14 protein-coding genes are annotated in these 16,520 nt (G+C 62.0%); 5 read left to right on the forward strand and 9 right to left on the reverse strand.

Annotated features, from left to right (window positions below; genetic code table 11):
* Window positions 1-16: 16 nt before the first annotated feature.
* Window positions 17-1,810: an ABC transporter transmembrane domain-containing protein gene (locus tag K3819_RS20050; protein ID WP_178076495.1), complete on the reverse strand. Its 1,794-nt coding sequence runs from the start codon at window positions 1,808-1,810 to the stop codon at window positions 17-19.
* 259 nt (window positions 1,811-2,069) lie between these two features.
* Between K3819_RS20050 and K3819_RS20055 the strand changes: the two genes are divergently transcribed.
* A complete protein-coding gene (locus tag K3819_RS20055; protein WP_074689257.1) occupies window positions 2,070-2,249 on the forward strand; it encodes a PA1571 family protein in 180 nt (59 codons plus the stop codon).
* Window positions 2,250-2,306: 57 nt separating this feature from the next.
* Here the strand turns inward: K3819_RS20055 and pdxB are convergent, their stop codons facing one another.
* Window positions 2,307-3,449, reverse strand: a complete 1,143-nt coding sequence (pdxB, locus tag K3819_RS20060; protein WP_221397814.1) for a 4-phosphoerythronate dehydrogenase PdxB — start codon at window positions 3,447-3,449, stop codon at window positions 2,307-2,309.
* Between the two features lie 179 nt (window positions 3,450-3,628).
* On the opposite strand from pdxB, the gene K3819_RS20065 reads away from it, so the two are divergent.
* Window positions 3,629-5,038: an MATE family efflux transporter gene (locus K3819_RS20065; RefSeq protein WP_221397815.1), complete on the forward strand. Its 1,410-nt coding sequence runs from the start codon at window positions 3,629-3,631 to the stop codon at window positions 5,036-5,038.
* Window positions 5,039-5,087: 49 nt separating this feature from the next.
* On the opposite strand, the gene tusA is transcribed toward K3819_RS20065, so the two are convergent.
* Together tusA and rlmM are read right to left on the reverse strand one after the other, a co-directional pair.
* Window positions 5,088-5,339, reverse strand: a complete 252-nt coding sequence (gene tusA / locus K3819_RS20070; RefSeq protein WP_007953079.1) for a sulfurtransferase TusA — start codon at window positions 5,337-5,339, stop codon at window positions 5,088-5,090.
* A 65-nt stretch (window positions 5,340-5,404) separates the two neighbouring features.
* Window positions 5,405-6,478, reverse strand: coding sequence for a 23S rRNA (cytidine(2498)-2'-O)-methyltransferase RlmM (rlmM, locus tag K3819_RS20075; RefSeq protein ID WP_221397816.1), 1,074 nt, complete (start codon window positions 6,476-6,478; stop codon window positions 5,405-5,407).
* Window positions 6,479-6,700: 222 nt separating this feature from the next.
* On the opposite strand from rlmM, the gene acnA reads away from it, so the two are divergent.
* Entirely contained in the window at window positions 6,701-9,442 is a 2,742-nt protein-coding gene (gene acnA / locus K3819_RS20080; protein WP_221397817.1) for an aconitate hydratase AcnA, read from the forward strand.
* A 290-nt stretch (window positions 9,443-9,732) separates the two neighbouring features.
* Here the strand turns inward: acnA and K3819_RS20085 are convergent, their stop codons facing one another.
* Together K3819_RS20085 and K3819_RS20090 are read right to left on the reverse strand one after the other, a co-directional pair.
* Window positions 9,733-10,548 (reverse strand): aminoglycoside phosphotransferase family protein, encoded by an 816-nt coding sequence (locus tag K3819_RS20085; RefSeq protein ID WP_221397818.1) that lies wholly within the window; start codon window positions 10,546-10,548, stop codon window positions 9,733-9,735.
* Window positions 10,541-11,029 (reverse strand): SRPBCC family protein, encoded by a 489-nt coding sequence (locus K3819_RS20090; protein WP_085613109.1) that lies wholly within the window; start codon window positions 11,027-11,029, stop codon window positions 10,541-10,543. Before K3819_RS20090 ends, K3819_RS20085 begins: the two co-directional genes overlap by 8 nt.
* A 196-nt stretch (window positions 11,030-11,225) precedes the next feature.
* On the opposite strand from K3819_RS20090, the gene K3819_RS20095 reads away from it, so the two are divergent.
* Both K3819_RS20095 and K3819_RS20100 read left to right on the forward strand, forming a co-directional pair.
* On the forward strand, window positions 11,226-12,146 hold the full coding sequence (locus tag K3819_RS20095; RefSeq protein ID WP_221397819.1) for an ADP-ribosylglycohydrolase family protein: 921 nt from the start codon (window positions 11,226-11,228) through the stop codon (window positions 12,144-12,146).
* A 55-nt stretch (window positions 12,147-12,201) separates the two neighbouring features.
* Window positions 12,202-12,606 (forward strand): lysozyme inhibitor LprI family protein, encoded by a 405-nt coding sequence (locus tag K3819_RS20100; protein WP_085613107.1) that lies wholly within the window; start codon window positions 12,202-12,204, stop codon window positions 12,604-12,606.
* Window positions 12,607-12,747: 141 nt separating this feature from the next.
* On the opposite strand, the gene K3819_RS20105 is transcribed toward K3819_RS20100, so the two are convergent.
* The 3 genes from K3819_RS20105 to K3819_RS20115 form a co-directional block, all read right to left on the reverse strand.
* The gene (locus tag K3819_RS20105) at window positions 12,748-13,773 is read right to left on the reverse strand and encodes a histone deacetylase family protein (RefSeq protein ID WP_221397820.1); all 1,026 of its coding nucleotides are present in this window, start codon (window positions 13,771-13,773) and stop codon (window positions 12,748-12,750) included.
* A gap of 81 nt (window positions 13,774-13,854) precedes the next feature.
* The gene (locus K3819_RS20110; RefSeq protein WP_221397821.1) at window positions 13,855-15,084 is read right to left on the reverse strand and encodes a Zn-dependent hydrolase; all 1,230 of its coding nucleotides are present in this window, start codon (window positions 15,082-15,084) and stop codon (window positions 13,855-13,857) included.
* 22 nt (window positions 15,085-15,106) lie between these two features.
* On the reverse strand, window positions 15,107-16,417 hold the full coding sequence (locus K3819_RS20115; RefSeq protein ID WP_221397822.1) for an MFS transporter: 1,311 nt from the start codon (window positions 16,415-16,417) through the stop codon (window positions 15,107-15,109).
* Window positions 16,418-16,520 lie beyond the last annotated feature (103 nt).

Here is a 16,520-nt window from a genome sequence, read left to right on the forward strand (position 1 = left end):
CTACTGGGTCGGTTACTTAGTCGGTTACAGGGTCGGTCGAAGCTTGATGACCATCACTGAACTGCAACGCCGCCAACCGCGCATACAGCGGATTACTGGCAATCAACTCCTGATGTGTGCCGATCGCCACCAGTTTGCCCTGATCCATCACCGCGATCCGGTCGGCGTTTTTCACCGTGGCCAACCGGTGGGCGATGACCAGCGTGGTGCGGTTTTGCATCAGGCTCGGCAGCGCTTGCTGGATCAGGTGTTCGCTTTGGGCGTCAAGGGCGCTGGTGGCTTCGTCGAGCAGCAGGATCGGCGCGTCGACCAGCAACGCCCGGGCAATGGCCAGGCGCTGGCGTTGTCCACCTGACAGACCGAGGCCACCGTCGCCCAGATGGGTCTGGTAGCCGTCGGGCATCTGTTCGATGAAGTCGTGGGCGTGGGCGATTTTCGCGGCTTCCCGCACCTGCTCCAGCGTGGCGGTGGGGCAGCCGTAGCGAATGTTCTCTTCGACGCTGCCGAAGAACAGCGCCGGGGTTTGCGAGACCAGCGCGAAGCAGCGACGCAAGTCCAGCGGATCAAGGCTCGTCAGCGGCACGCCATCGATCAGGATCCGCCCTTCCCGGGGATCGTAGAAACGCAGCAGCAAGTCATACACCGTGGACTTGCCCGCGCCGGACGGTCCTACAAGCGCGAGGGTTTCTCCGGCGTTGATCGTCAGACTCAAGCCATCGACGGCAAGACTTTCGGGACGCGAAGGGTAGGAAAAACGCACATCCTGTAATTCCAGTTCGCCTTTGACTCGCTCCGGCAGCGTCACCAATCCCGCGGTCGGTGGCTGAATGATGTTCTCCGAACGCAGCAATTCGGCGATGCGCTCGGCGGCGCCGGCTGCTCGCTGCAACTCGCCAATCACTTCGCTCAACGTGCCAAACGCACTGCCAACAATCAGGCTGTAAAACACGAACGCCGCCAGTTCACCCGCCGAAATCCGCCCCGCGATCACGTCCATGCCGCCGACCCACAACATCACCGCGACGGCGCCGAGCACCAGCACGATCACCAGCGTGATCAGCCAGGCCCGCTGGAAAATCCGTTTGCGCGCGGTCTCGAACGCCTGCTCGACGGTGCTGGCGAACCGCTGTTCGTCCTGCACCTGATGGTTGTAGGCCTGCACGGTTTTGATCTGGCCGAGGGTTTCCGACACATAACTGCCAATGTCGGCAATCCGGTCCTGACTCAGCCGGGAGAGGTTGCGCACGCGACGGCCGAAAATCAGGATCGGCGCAATCACCAGCGGCAGCGCGATCACTACGATGCTGGTGAGCTTTGGGTTGGTGATGAACAGCAACACGACACCGCCAATGACCATCAGCAGATTACGCAGGAACAGCGACAGCGACGAGCCGATCACCGATTGCAGCAACGTGGTGTCAGCGGTCAGACGCGACTGGATTTCCGAGCTGCGGTTGTCTTCGTAGAACCCGGGATGCAGGTACACCAGATGGTTGAACACCTGCCGGCGAATGTCTGCCACCACGCGCTCACCGATCCACGACACCAGGTAAAACCGCGCAAAGGTGCCGACCGCCAGGCCGAACACCAACAGCATGAACAGGCCGATGGATTGGTTGAGCAAGTGCGGCGACTGGGTCATGAAGCCTTGATCGACCAGCAGCTTGATGCCCTGCCCCATCGACAGGGTGATGCCCGCCGTGACGATCAGCGCCAGCAGTGCGCCGAAGGCCGGCCAGCGATAGGGAGCAAGGAAATGACTGGTCAGGCGCAAGGCCCGGCGGTGGCGCGAGGAAAGCATCGAGATCATTCAGGTTCACGTCGTGTGCTGATGGATAGGGCCAGCCTACAGAGTCAAATGGGGTGGAACTCTGCAAATCACAATGAGTCAGGTTAATTATGACCGGCAAGACTACCCCCTAGACGCTATTGGTCTAAGGTCCGGGTTGAGACAGACGGTCATTTCTGTTTGAGTGGAGATGCCGTTCCGGACCGACCGCAGGGAGTTGTCACAGCCTGGTCACCTGACGGTTTTAACCTAGGCACACAACCTGATGAGGAGACAGGCCATGTCCTTGCAAAACAGCAGCGATGACAAGATTGAAGTGATCCGCACCAAGCCCGGCCAACCTCTGGGTTGCTCGATCATCGACGAAAACGGGCGTGAAATCGAGATCACTGAAGACATGATCCAGGACGCCTGCCGCGAACTGGAGAAGCGATTGGTCAAGCCTGCCGAACAAAAGTGATATCGCCACCGTCTTCCTGACCCGGCCCCTGCAGGCCGGGTTTTTTCTGCCCGCTGTTTATACCGCCACAGCCCCCAGCGCGGTCACGATCTGGCGCAAGACGGGCGAATCCCCCTCGATCCGCACCTTCAAGCCTTCGATTTCGCGTCGCGAAGGATACTGTTTGCGCAGCAGATCAAACGCGGCACGTTGCTCACCGACGCTGCCCAGCAGCGTGCGACGGAAATCCGCATCGTCCCGGCGCGGGTCGTACACACCGCGGCACAACATCGCCAGCGCCCAGGCCGGATCGCTGTCGGCATGCAGGGAAACTTCCGACAGCCACGGCGCCGGCAGCAGATCACCGAGCTGAATGCTGGCCGGCTCACCGATAAATTCGCAGTACGCCTGATAGATCTGCGCCGTGCCGCGCTGTTTGCCGTCGAGGCTGTAACCGGCGATGTGCGGCGTCGCCAGCACGCAGAGCTCGGCCAGCGCCACATCGACTTGCGGCTCGGCTTCCCAGACATCGAGCACCGCTTGCAGGTCTTCACGCTCCAGCAGCACCTCGCGCAACGCGGTGTTATCCACTACCGGACCGCGCGCCGCGTTGATCAGCCAGGCGCCGGGCTTGAGCTGCTGCAAACGCTGCTCGTCGAACAAATGCCAGGTCGCGCCGTCGCCGCTGCGGGTCAGCGGGGTATGCAGGCTGATCACATCGCACTGCGCGATGATCTGCTCCAGGCTGACATAGTCGCCGCCCTCGGCCGCCTGACGTGGCGGGTCGCAGACTTTCACGTTCCAGCCCAAGCCTTTCAGGACCTTGATCAGGCGACCGCCGACTTCACCGGCACCGATCACACCGTAAGTACGTTCACGCAAATCGACGCCTTCAATTTCCGCCAGGGTCATCAGGCTGCCCAGCACGTAATCGACCACGCCCCGGGCATTGCAACCGGGCGCGCTGGACCAGGTGATGCCGGCCTCGTTGAAATAGTCGAGATCCAGATGATCGGTGCCGATGGTGCAGGTGCCGACAAAACGCACCTTGCTGCCTTCGAGCAGTGCGCGGTTGACGTTGGTCACCGAGCGCACCAGCAGCACGTCGGCGTGTTCGACCGTGGCCCGGTCGATGGAACGGCCCGAAACCCGGCGGATCTCGCCGAAACCGGCAAAAAAGGCATCGAGCAGCGGGATATTTTCGTCGGCAACAATCAGCATGGCGGGGCTCCTTGGGCGGATCGGCAGTGTAGGCGCTGGGACTGCGATGAGCCAGCAGGCTGTGATTTCTTGATGAGGCGCCTCGATTACAAATACGCAACAGAGGATTTTTCCTGACCGTTACGTCAGCGGCGTAGAATGCCCGGCCTTGCGCATCAACCCCTGTGGACGCTTTGCCTGTGAATTCCGTGACTGACCGCCCTGCCGCCGTTTCCCTCAACCGCCCTGCCCGGGTTCGCCTGGAGCTGAAAAACCTGCTCGGCCTGGCCCTGCCGATCATGATCGCGCAACTGGCGACCACCGCCATGGGCTTCGTCGATGCGGTGATGGCCGGGCGCGTCGGACCCAAGGATCTGGCGGCCGTGGCGCTGGGCAACTCGATCTGGGTGCCGGTGTTCCTGCTGATGACCGGCACCCTGCTGGCCACCACCCCGAAAGTCGCCCAGCGCTTCGGCGCCGGCACTCACAGTGAAATCGGCCCGATCGTGCGCCAGGCCTTGTGGCTGGCACTGGTGGTGGGCCTGATGGCGACTACGATGCTGTTCAGCGCCGAACCGATCCTGCACCTGATGAAAGTCGATCCGGAACTGATCGGCCCGTGCATGCAGTACCTGCACGGCATCGCCAGCGGTCTGCCAGCCGTTGCCTTCTACCATGTGCTGCGCTGCACCAGTGATGGCCTCGGCCGCACGCGGCCGGCGATGGTGCTGGGCCTGTGTGGGCTGGCGCTGAACATTCCGCTGAACTACGTGTTCATTTATGGCCACTTTGGCGTGCCTGCGATGGGCGGCGTCGGCTGCGGCTGGGCCACGGCGATCGTGATGTGGGTGATGGCGCTGGGTCTGGCCGGTTATGAGCGCTGGGCACCAGCCTACAAGTCGAGCGAACTGTTCAGCCGGTTCGACTGGCCGCAATGGGCGGTGATCAAGCGTTTGCTGGCCATCGGTCTGCCGATCGGCGTCGCGGTGTTTGCCGAGTCGAGCATCTTCGCGGTGATCGCGCTGCTGATCGGCAGCCTCGGCGCCACCGTGGTGGCCGGGCACCAGATCGCGCTGAACGTCAGCTCGCTGGTGTTCATGATTCCGTACTCGCTGGGCATGGCCGTGACGGTGCGGGTCGGCCAGGCTCTGGGCCGTGAAGAACCTCGCGAAGCACGTTTCGCCGCGGGTGTCGGCATGGGCACCGCGCTGGCTTACGCCTGCCTGTCGGCGAGCATAATGCTGCTGATGCGCGAACATATTGCTGCGATCTACACCTCCGATCCGATGGTGATTCATATCGCGGCGATGCTGATCGTGTACTCGGCGCTGTTCCAGTTCTCCGACGCGATTCAGGTTACCGCTGCTGGCGCCCTGCGCGGTTATCAGGACACCCGGGTGACGATGATCCTGACCCTGTTCGCCTATTGGGGTATCGGTCTGCCGGTGGGTTACGCACTCGGCCTGACCGACTGGCTCGGCGAACCGCGTGGCCCGAGCGGCTTGTGGGAAGGTTTGATCGTCGGCCTCAGCTGCGCGGCGCTGATGCTGTCGATCCGCCTGACGCGCAGCGCACGCAAACGCATTCGCATCAGCCGCTTGATGGGCTGACCGGCCATAAAAAAAGACCTGCATTTGCAGGTCTTTTTTTGCCTTGCGATCAACCGGACTTCTTGCGGATCCAGTACAGATAGGTCCCGGCTTCTTCGTGCTGCCCCACCAATTCATGGTCGAGAAACACGCAGAACTTGGGGATGTCGCGGCGGGTCGACGGGTCGGTGGCGATCACCTTGAGCAGGCCACCGGGCACCAGGTCGCGGATGTGCTGGTGCAGCATCATCACCGGCTCCGGGCAGTTGAGGCCCGTAGCATCGAGGGTGCCGTCGACCGGCGTATCGATCATTTCACTCATGATTCACTCCTGAAACTGGCCGGCATTGTCGCCCAATGCCGGGTGTTCGGTCACCTGTCGTGCGCTCAGCGGGCTTTGGCTTTCTTCACGTCATGGCGGCGCAGATGGCAGGTCACTTCCTCACGGTCGTGGTACAGCTGCTTGCAACCGATGTCGACCTTGATCCCACGGGCCTTGAAACCGTCGGCGATACGCTCGAGCAAGCGCTTCACTTCGGCGTAACGCTGCTTCATCGGCAGCTTGAGGTTGACCACTGCTTCCCGACAATGCCCCTCGCCGATCCACTCTTCGAGCATCGCGGCGTTGCGCGCCGGTTTCTCGACGATGTCGCAGACCATCCAGTCCACCGGTTGCTTGGGTTTGAAGGTGAAACCGTCAGCCATCAAATGCTGCACCAGACCGGTGTCCATCAGGCTTTCGGCCATCGGGCCGTTGTCGATGGCGGTCACCAGCATGCCGCGATTGACCAGTTGCCAGGTCCAGCCGCCCGGCGCAGCGCCGAGGTCGACGCCGGTCATGTCGCTGTGCAGGCGATCTTCCCACTGATCGCGGGGGATGAAGTGGTGCCAGGCCTCTTCCAGTTTCAGGGTCGAACGGCTCGGCGCCTCGCGCGGGAACTTCAGGCGCGGAATGCCCATCGGCCACATCGCCGAGTTGCCGGCGTCGGCCAGACCGAGAAACACCTCACGACCGCTCTTGAAGGTCAGCAGCAGGCGCGGCTTGCTCGCGTCCTCCACCAGTTTGCCGGCGCCGGTCAGCGCCTTGCGCAGTGGGCCTTCGAACTTCTTGCAGAAATTCGACAATTCCTTGCCGTCGTTGGTGTCGACGACTTCCAGCCACAGGCTGCCACAGACCGGGAATTCAGCCATGTGCGCGAGGATCACGCTGATGCGGTCGTTTTCCGGCAGATCGATGAAAAACCCGCGCGCCCACTGGCGCGGGAAGATCAACTCGGCGAAACGCTGACCGCGCATCAGACGCTCGGCGCCATCCTCTTCGCTGCAGACAAACTCGGCGCAAGCGGTGGCCGATTTGGCCTTGGCGTAGCCGGCCACGTTCAGTTGGGCGGCGAGGTCGGAAATCTCCGAGCAGACTTCGCCTTCGAAGCCTGGCCGGCAATGCATGAATAGGGTGTTCATTCTTACTCCTGGGCAGAGGGCGATCATTCATCCCCTGCGCGATGCCCAGACCCTGCTTTGAAGCAAAGCCTGTCACGAAAACCGGCGCATGATAGCCCATGTCGGAACCTTGGACTTGCCCATAGAGTCCAGTTATTAGCCAGCTACTGAAAACAGGGCTACGTTGATAGCTCTGCCCGTCCCCTCAATCCGTAGCCGTGCGGATTCAAAGGAGTGATCGTAATGCCGTCCCTCGATAGTCTGAATTCTCTGAAAACCCTCAAAGTCGATGACAAGACTTACCACTATTTCAGCCTGCCGGATGCCGCCAAGACCTTGGGCGATCTCGACAGGCTGCCGATGTCGCTGAAAGTTCTGCTGGAAAACCTGCTGCGCTGGGAAGATGAAAAAACCGTCACCGGCGCCGACCTCAAGGCGCTTGCCGCGTGGCTCAAGGAGCGCCGCTCCGACCGGGAAATCCAGTACCGCCCTGCCCGTGTGCTGATGCAGGACTTTACCGGCGTACCGGCGGTCGTCGATCTGGCCGCGATGCGCGCCGCCATGGCCAAGGCCGGTGGTGATCCGCAGCGGATCAACCCGCTGTCGCCGGTGGATCTGGTGATCGACCACTCGGTGATGGTCGACAAGTTCGCCAGCGCCAGCGCCTTCGAACAGAACGTCGACATCGAAATGCAGCGCAACGGCGAACGCTACGCCTTCCTGCGCTGGGGCCAGAGCGCCTTCGATAACTTCAGCGTGGTGCCGCCGGGCACCGGGATCTGCCACCAGGTCAACCTCGAATACCTCGGTCGCACGGTGTGGACCAAGGACGAAGACGGCCGTACCTATGCCTTCCCCGACACACTGGTCGGCACCGACTCCCACACCACCATGATCAACGGCCTCGGCGTACTGGGCTGGGGCGTGGGCGGGATCGAGGCGGAAGCGGCGATGCTCGGGCAACCGGTGTCGATGCTGATTCCGGAAGTGATTGGTTTCAAACTTACCGGCAAACTAAAGGAAGGCATCACCGCCACCGACCTGGTGCTGACCGTCACCCAGATGCTGCGCAAGAAAGGCGTGGTCGGCAAATTCGTCGAGTTCTATGGCGACGGCCTCGCCGACCTGCCGCTGGCCGACCGCGCAACCATCGCCAACATGGCCCCGGAATATGGCGCGACCTGCGGTTTCTTCCCGGTGGATGACGTGACCCTCGACTACCTGCGCCTGTCCGGCCGTCCGCCTGAAGTGGTGAAACTGGTCGAGGCCTACACCAAGGCTCAGGGTCTGTGGCGCCTGCCCGGTCAGGAACCGGTGTTCACCGACAGCCTGGCGCTGGACATGGGCAGCGTCGAAGCCAGCCTCGCCGGGCCGAAACGCCCGCAGGACCGCGTCTCGCTACCGAATGTCGGCCAGGCGTTCAGCGACTTCCTCGACTTGCAGTTCAAACCCACCAGCAAGGAAGAAGGACGCCTGGAAAGCGAGGGCGGTGGTGGCGTGGCGGTGGGCAATGCCGATCTGGTCGGCGAAACGGATTACGAGTACGACGGCCACACCTATCGCCTGAAAAACGGGGCCGTGGTGATTGCCGCGATCACCTCCTGCACCAACACCTCCAACCCGAGCGTGATGATGGCCGCCGGCCTGCTGGCGAAAAAAGCCGTGGAAAAAGGCCTGACCCGCAAGCCGTGGGTGAAAAGCTCATTGGCACCGGGGTCGAAAGTGGTCACCGATTACTACAAGGCCGCCGGGCTGACGCAGTACCTCGACCAGCTCGGGTTTTCACTGGTGGGTTACGGCTGCACCACTTGCATCGGCAACTCCGGACCGCTGCCTGAACCGATCGAAAAAGCCATCCAGAAAGCCGACCTGACCGTGGCTTCGGTGCTGTCCGGCAACCGCAACTTTGAAGGCCGGGTGCATCCGCTGGTGAAAACCAACTGGCTGGCCTCGCCGCCACTGGTGGTCGCCTACGCCCTGGCCGGCACTGTGCGCACCGACATCAGCAGCGAGCCGCTGGGTAACGACCAGCAGGGCAATCCGGTTTACCTGCGCGACATCTGGCCGAGCAGCAAGGAAATCGCCGACGCGGTGAATCAGGTCAATACGGCGATGTTCCACAAGGAATACGCCGAGGTGTTCGCCGGTGACGAACAGTGGCAAGCCATCGAAGTGCCGCAAGCCGCGACCTACGTCTGGCAGGCGGATTCGACCTACATCCAGCATCCGCCGTTCTTCGATGACATTGCCGGGCCATTGCCGGTGATCGCTGACGTGCAAGGCGCGCGAGTGCTGGCGCTATTGGGCGATTCGGTGACCACCGACCACATCTCCCCCGCCGGCAACATCAAGGTCGACAGCCCGGCCGGGCGTTACCTGCGCGAGCAAGGCGTCGAGCCACGGGACTTCAACTCCTACGGCTCGCGCCGGGGCAACCACGAAGTGATGATGCGCGGCACGTTTGCCAATATCCGTATCCGCAACGAAATGCTCGGCGGCGAAGAAGGCGGCAACACGATCTACATTCCGACCGGCGAAAAGCTGGCTATCTACGACGCGGCCATGCGCTATCAGGCGTCGGGGACGCCGCTGGTGGTGATTGCCGGGCAAGAATACGGCACTGGCTCCAGCCGCGACTGGGCGGCCAAGGGCACCAATCTGCTGGGCGTGAAAGCGGTGATCGCCGAAAGCTTCGAGCGCATTCACCGTTCCAACCTGGTGGGCATGGGCGTGCTGCCGTTGCAGTTCAAACTGGATCAGAACCGCAAGAGCCTGAACCTCACCGGCAAGGAAACCCTGGATATCCAGGGCCTGAGCGGTGTCGAGCTGACGCCACGGATGAACCTGACCCTGGTCATCACCCGTGAAGACGGACGGCAGGAGAAAATCGAAGTGCTGTGCCGCATCGACACCTTGAACGAGGTGGAGTACTTCAAGTCCGGCGGGATTCTGCATTACGTGTTGCGCCAGTTGATCGCCTCGTAAGACCTGCAGATGCAGAAACACCGCCAGATCGGCGGTGTTTCTGTTTGAGCACGGCACTTTTCTGCAGACGAAAAAAAACCCGCCGAAGCGGGTTTTTCCCAAGACCATTATCGACTCCCTGTCGGCAGCGATCCTTGCTAATGGTCGATCATCCGTGATCCTGAAACACTCCCTGTGCTTCAGTTGATGAGGCTAGATTACGCTCTGGATCCAATCGGCAATAGTCGAAAAAGCTACCAGCGCGTGTAAGACATTCGCCATAGCGCGCCTTCCGAAAACCCTTAGGCGTGTCAGGCATTGAGCGCGGAAGCCGCCAGTCGTGCGACTTTCAGCTGCCCGGTGGCGGCTTTTGGCTCGTCATCCTCCATGAACCATGCGGCAGATAGTCCGGCGAAGGCCAGTACCCATTGCAGCAGGCGCTTTCGTTCAATTCCCGCTGCTTTGCAGGTCACCTCGACTTGCCGCCGAAAGCGCTCCGGATCAGTTGCCGTCGGCAATTCCGGGTTGCAGATCAGGTTGGCGTAGTCGTAACCGCGCTCGCCCCGCACCCGCTTGGGGTCGATGGCCAGCCAGCCCCGCGGGCCGAAATCGAGGACGTTGTCGTGGTGCATGTCGCCGTGCAGCACCACCACGTCCTGCGGCTCGGCGAGCAAGGTCTGGGCGGTTTGCAGGCATTCGGCGTACTGGCCGCCGTATCGGGCTGCGGCCACTCGTAATGCAGCGAACCACGGCGCCAGTTCCACCAACGGGGGTGGCGGCGTTGGTCGCGGTGCGTGCAGGTGCGCCAGCGCTCGACACATGATCCGTGTGGCTTCGTCGTCTTCGCCGTTGAGCGCCATGTGCATCAGCGAACGCTGGCCCATGGCCCGCTCCAGCAACAGGCCTTCCTCGTAATGAGCGAGCACCCGGGCGGCGCCATCGCCGTCCCACCAGGTCATCAGCAGGTTGCCGTACTTTTCCTCGTCGTCCACCGCGACTTTCAGCATTGCCGGCACATCGCCCTGACGCACCGGCAACAGGCGGCTGCCCGGGGTGATGACCGGCTCGCCGTCCGGCACCAGCGCCCAGCGTTCCAGCCACGGCGTGAACAGGCCGAGATCAGCCACCTTCACGCTCGCGGGCCCGTTCGCTCTCCGCGAGGAAGTGTTCAAGTCGACTCAACTGTTCCTCCCAGCCCCGGCTGTCCATGTAATACGCCTCTTTCTGGCGCACGTCGGGAATGTGCGCGAAACCGGATTCGGAGACTTTCAGCAACGTACCGTTCTCGTAGTCCTGCAATTCGAATCTGACCAGCGTGGTCGGTTCCTGGGAGTAGTCGATTTTCGGGTTCACCGCGTAGGGGTGCCAACGGAAGGAGAACAACTGCTGCGGCTCGACCCGCTCCACCAGCACGTTCCACAACACATGTTCATAACCGGGGTATGTGACCTGCCCTTGCGTCCATTCGCCCGCGATAAACCGCCGGCCCTCCAGCGCAACGCCGAACCACTGGCCGAACGCCTCGGCATCGACCAGGGCGCGCCAGACATGGGAGCGCGGCGACCTGAGCATGATCTTGCGTTCAAAGCTGTTGGGTACTGGTTTCATACGTCACCTCCTGTTTTGAACAGTAGGCTTGTATGACCACATGTCCAATCCGAAGTTGTATCAATCCAGTGCAACGGTCGGGTCTGATTGAAATATCCGGCAGTATTTTGGATCACCGGTTCGTCAGAATGCGCACGGATCGGCGCGGCGAAACTGCTAACGTTCCCAGCGAATTGAACGACACAAGGACGTCATCATGCAGCCCTCCCTCCCCGAACGTTACCGTGGCGCCCTGCTCGGCCTGGCCTGCGGCGATGCCGTGGGAACCACCGTCGAATTCCAGCCTCGCGGCAGCTTCCGCCGCCTGACCGACATGGTCGGTGGCGGGCCTTTTCACTTGAAGCCCGGACAATGGACCGACGACACCTCGATGGCGTTGTGCCTGGCGGAGAGTCTGCTGAACAAAAACGCATTCGATGCCGCTGATCAGATGGGCCGCTATCTGAACTGGTGGCAATGGGGTTATCTGAGCTCGACCGGCGAATGCTTCGACATTGGCATGACCGTGAGCCAGGCGCTGGATCGCTATCAACACACCGGAGAGCCGTTTGCCGGCTCCACCGATCCCGATAGCGCCGGCAATGGCTCGTTGATGCGACTGGTGCCCGTGGTTCTGTTTTATTTCCCCGATGCCCGGCAAATCAGGCGATTCGCCGCCGACAGTTCACGCACCACACACGCGGCGCCCGAGGCCATCGAATGTTGCCAGTTGTTTGCCGAACTGCTCTGCAAGGCCCTGGAAGGCGCATCGAAAGCGCAACTGCGCACTCTGCCGCAAACATCCTTCAACCAGCCCAAGGTGGCGGCGATTGCCCGGGGTAACTACCTGCACAAGACCGAGCGCGACATTCGCGGCAGCGGCTACTGCGTCGAATCCCTGGAAGCGGCGCTATGGTGCTTCCAGCATACCGACAGTTTTTCCGCAGCCATCCTGCAGGCGGCGAATCTGGGCGATGACGCGGACACCACGGCCGCCATCGTCGGTCAGTTGGCCGGTGCCCATTACGGCGTGCAGGGAATCCCGTCCGCGTGGCTGGAAAAACTGCATGACGGAGAGGAAATTGCCGCGACTGCCGAACGGTTGCTCAACGCATCCAGACATCGCACACCTTGTTAGCGCGACGAAGCCGCTAAACTGCCCGGCAAGTTCATTCATCAAAGCGAGATGACTCATGTCCCCACGCCTGCTTTTGGCCCTGACACCCTTTCTTTTCACTTCCGTCGTCCACGCCGCCGTGGACTGCGCCAATGCCAGCGATCAGGCGACGATGAATCAGTGCGCCGCGCAGGAAAACAAGGCGGCGGACAAAGAGTTGAACGCGGTTTATCAACAGATCACCGCCCGTTTGAAGGACAACCCTGAGGGCAAAAAAATGCTGGTGAGCGCGCAACGGGCATGGATCGGCTTTCGCGATGCCGAGTGCAAGTTTTCGGCATCCGGGGTGGCAGGCGGGAGTGTTTATCCGTTGATCTACAACAATTGCATCACCTCAGTGACAAAGACGCGAACCGAGGCGCTCAAGCAGTATTTGAAGTGTGAGGAAGGTGACATGAGCTGTCCGGTACCCGGGGCCTGACTTTTGTAACTGTTTCGAGGGCCTCTTCGCGGGCAAGCCCGCTCCCACATTTGAACCGCATTTCAAATGTGGGAGCGGGCTTGCTCGCGATGGCTTCAGGGCGATGGCAAGCACCACCGGCGCTACGGCAGGTGGAGTGCCTCAGCGTTGCCACACCTCGCCATTCAGGAAAAACGCTCGGGCATTGTCTTCGAGACTTTCCAGGTGATAACCGCCCTCCTGCACGATCAGGCATGGCAGGCCCAGGCTGCGGATCCGCTCGCCCAGTACCGCAAAGCCCTCACGGGTCACGGCGACTTTGCTTTGCGGGTCCAGCTCATAGATATCGAAGCCCAGCGACAGCACCAGCACCTCGGCGCCGAACTCGCGCACCGCATCCAAAGCGACTTCCAGTTGCCCGAGAAAATCCGCTTCGCTTGAACCATGGGCCATCGGCAGGTTGAGATTGAAGCCCTCCCCCGCGCCGCTGCCGCGTTCGTCGGCGAACCCGGCGACGCCCGGGTAGAAGTTGGTCGGATCGCCATGCACCGAAACGTAAAGCACGTCATCGCGGTCGTAAAAAATCTCCTGGATGCCCTGACCGTGGTGCATGTCGGTGTCGAGCACGGCGACTTTTTCAAACTTGTCGCGCAGCACTTGCGCCGCCACCGCTGCGTTGTTCACGTAGCAGAAACCGCCCGCTGCTTCTGCCCGGGCATGGTGCCCCGGCGGACGGCACAAGGCGTAGGCTGCGGGCTCACCGTCGATCAGCGCCTGAGCCCCGGCCATTGCGCTTTGCGCCGACCAGTAGGCGGAACGCCAGGTCTGCTCGCCGACCGGGCAACTGCCGTCCGCCAGATAGCGCGCCGCCTGGGCGAGGATGCCGCGCAAGGCGTTGGGCTCGCGGACGAAGATGTTCGACATCACCTCATCGCCCCAGTCTTCGGGGATTTCCTTCCAGCGTGCATGCGCTTCCTGAAGGAACGTCAGATACGGCGCACCGTGTACCGCCAGCAACGGTGCGAGGCCGGCATCGATCGGCTGCTCGACGCTGAAACCCAAACCGTGGGCGGCCTGCACCAGACGTTGCGCACGCTCGGGGACTTCCTGCGGCGTGCGCATCTGCCCCCGCGAGTAATAGCTGCGTGGATGGTGGAGCAATTGTTCGGGGTGGAAAAAACTGCGCATAGTGATACCTGTCAGTTAACGAATATCTTGAATCCGGCGCCGTCAACTGTGGGAGCGGGCTTGCTCCCACAGAGATTGCGTTTATTCAGCTCGACCGGCGCGAGCCAGCACGGCGTTGAGCAATACATCGGTGCCCTGCTTCACATCTTCGGGCAACACGTCCTCGGCTTCGTTGTGGCTCAAGCCGCCAACGCACGGGATGAACACCATCGCCGTCGGGCAGTAGCGTGCAAGATGAATCGCGTCATGCCCGGCGCCGCTGACAATCGACTGCTGAGCGTAGCCCAGCGCATCTACCGCTTCTTGCACCGCCGCCACGCATTCGGCGTCGAACGGTGTGGCCGGGCTGATCCAGTGCGGGGTGATCGTCAGATTCAGACCTCGCCCATCGGCGATCGCCTGCAGGCGGGCGCGGACTTGTTGCTCCATGGTGGCAATGGCGTCGTCGCGGTGATGACGCAGATCGACGGTGAAATTCACCAGCCCCGGAATGGTGTTGCGCGAGGACTTGTTGATACTCAACTCGCCGACCGTGGTCAGGCCTTCGGGGGCAAAATCCGTGGCCAAGCCTTCAATCGCCTGAATCATCCGCGCCACGCCGTACAGCGCATCTTTGCGCAGCGGCATCGGCGTGGTGCCGGCGTGAGCGGCCATGCCTTCGACACGCACATCGAGCCAGCGGATCGCCTGACCGCCCGTGACCACGCCGATGCTTTTGGCGTTGTCCTCGAGGATCGGGCCTTGTTCGATGTGCGCTTCAAAATACGCGTCCACCGCGCCTCCCAACGGGCGATCACCGGCATAACCGGTACGCTGCAAAGCCTCGGCAACGCTGATGCCATCGACATCACGCACCGCCAGCGCGGCGTTCAGATCCATGATTCCGGTGAACACCGCCGAGCCGAACATGGCCGGGGTGAAGCGCGCACCTTCTTCGTTGGTCCATACCGCCACTTCCAGCGGTTTGCGGGTCTGGATGTTCAGGTCGTTGAGGCAACGTACCACTTCCAATCCTGCGAGTACGCCGTAGACGCCGTCGAAACGTCCGCCTTCGGGCTGGGTGTCGAGGTGGCTGCCCATCATCACCGGCGCGGCGTCCGGATCGGTGCCGGCGCGACGGGCGAACAGGTTGCCGATGGCGTCCACGCTCAGGGTCATGCCGGCTTCGCGGCACCAGTGGGCGAACAGTTCGCGGCCGGCCTTGTCTTCGTCGCTCAATGCCAGACGGCAGCTGCCGCCTCGGGCTGTGGCACCGATTTCGGCCATGGCCATCAGGCTCGCCCACAGGCGTTGGCCATTGATTTTCAACATGAGGTTCTCCTGAAATTCCGGGTCAGGCACGGGCCAGTTCCGCGCGATGAGCACTGGCGTGACGCCGGGCGAGGGACAGCACGCACACCAGCGAAATGCCGGCGATCAGGCTGTAGAACAGCGCCATCGGCCACCACTGCCCGGTGAACTTGTGCGCGAGCATCGTGCCGATCAGCGGCGTCAACCCACCGGCCACCGCGCCGCAAATCTGATAGGCCAACGAGATCGCGGTGTAGCGCACGCGGGTCTCGAACATGCCGCTGACGTAACCGGCGATCACCGCGTAGAACGAGGCCATGCACACCACCGCCAGCGCGATGCCGAGGATGATCAGCGGCGCCTGGGCCGAACTGACCAGCACGAACATCGGATACGGCGAGGCCATCGCCAGCAGAGACACCAGGCACAGGAAACGTGTCGCACCGATCTTCTCCGCCGTCCACGCGGCCAGCGGCTGGATGCAGAACTGAATGATCGCGACGAAAAACAGGCATTCGAGAATCAGCGAACGTGGCAGCGCCAGTTGCTGAGTGGTGTAGGCGATCATGAAAGTGTTGGTGAAATACACCCCTGCGATGCCCAGCGTGTTGGCGCCGATGCACAGCAACAGTGGGCGCCACGCGGTGCGCAGGACTTCCATCACCGGCGCCTGCTCTTTCTTGATTTGCTTGCTGGCCTGCTCGCGGCTAGCGAGGAATTCCGGTGACTCATTCACGCCCAGACGAATCGCCAGGCCCACCAACAGCAACAGCGCACTGGCGAGGAACGGCAGACGCCAGCCCCAGCTCATCAGGTCTTCTTCCGGCAAACGGGTCACGGCACTGAAGGCCAGCAGCGACAGGATCAGACCCGCCGGACTGCCCAGTTGCGCGAACGAGGCGAAGAAATTGCGCCGCCCCTTCGGCGCATGCTCGCCGGCCATCAACACCGCCCCGCCCCACTCGCCACCGACGGCAATGCCCTGGACGATGCGCAACAGAATCAGCAGCACCGGCGCTGCCGCGCCGATCTGCGCGTAGGTCGGCAGCAGACCGATGCACACCGTGACCACGCCCATCATCAACAGCGTGATGATCAGTGATTTCTTGCGGCCGATACGGTCGCCGATATGACCGAAAATGATCCCGCCCAACGGCCGGGCGAAGAAGCCCACGGCGAAGGTGCCGAACGCGGCCATGGTGCTGAACAGCGGATCGTCGGAGGGAAAGAACAGCGCACCGAACACCAGCGCGGCGGCGGTGGCGTAGATGTAAAAGTCGTACCACTCGATCATGGTGCCGATGAAGGCTGCGGCCGCCGCACGGCGCGGCTGGTTCGAAGCGTGGGGCTTCATGGGGTCGGGCTCCTTTGATTGTTTTTTTGGCAGGAGGAAAACGTAAATCCAAGGCGCTCTGGCGGCGCCTGTCGTGGGGTGATTTATCGTCCCGGGGCTATGA

The organism is Pseudomonas sp. 3-2, assembly GCF_019710535.1.
GTDB lineage: Bacteria > Pseudomonadota > Gammaproteobacteria > Pseudomonadales > Pseudomonadaceae > Aquipseudomonas > Aquipseudomonas pharyngis.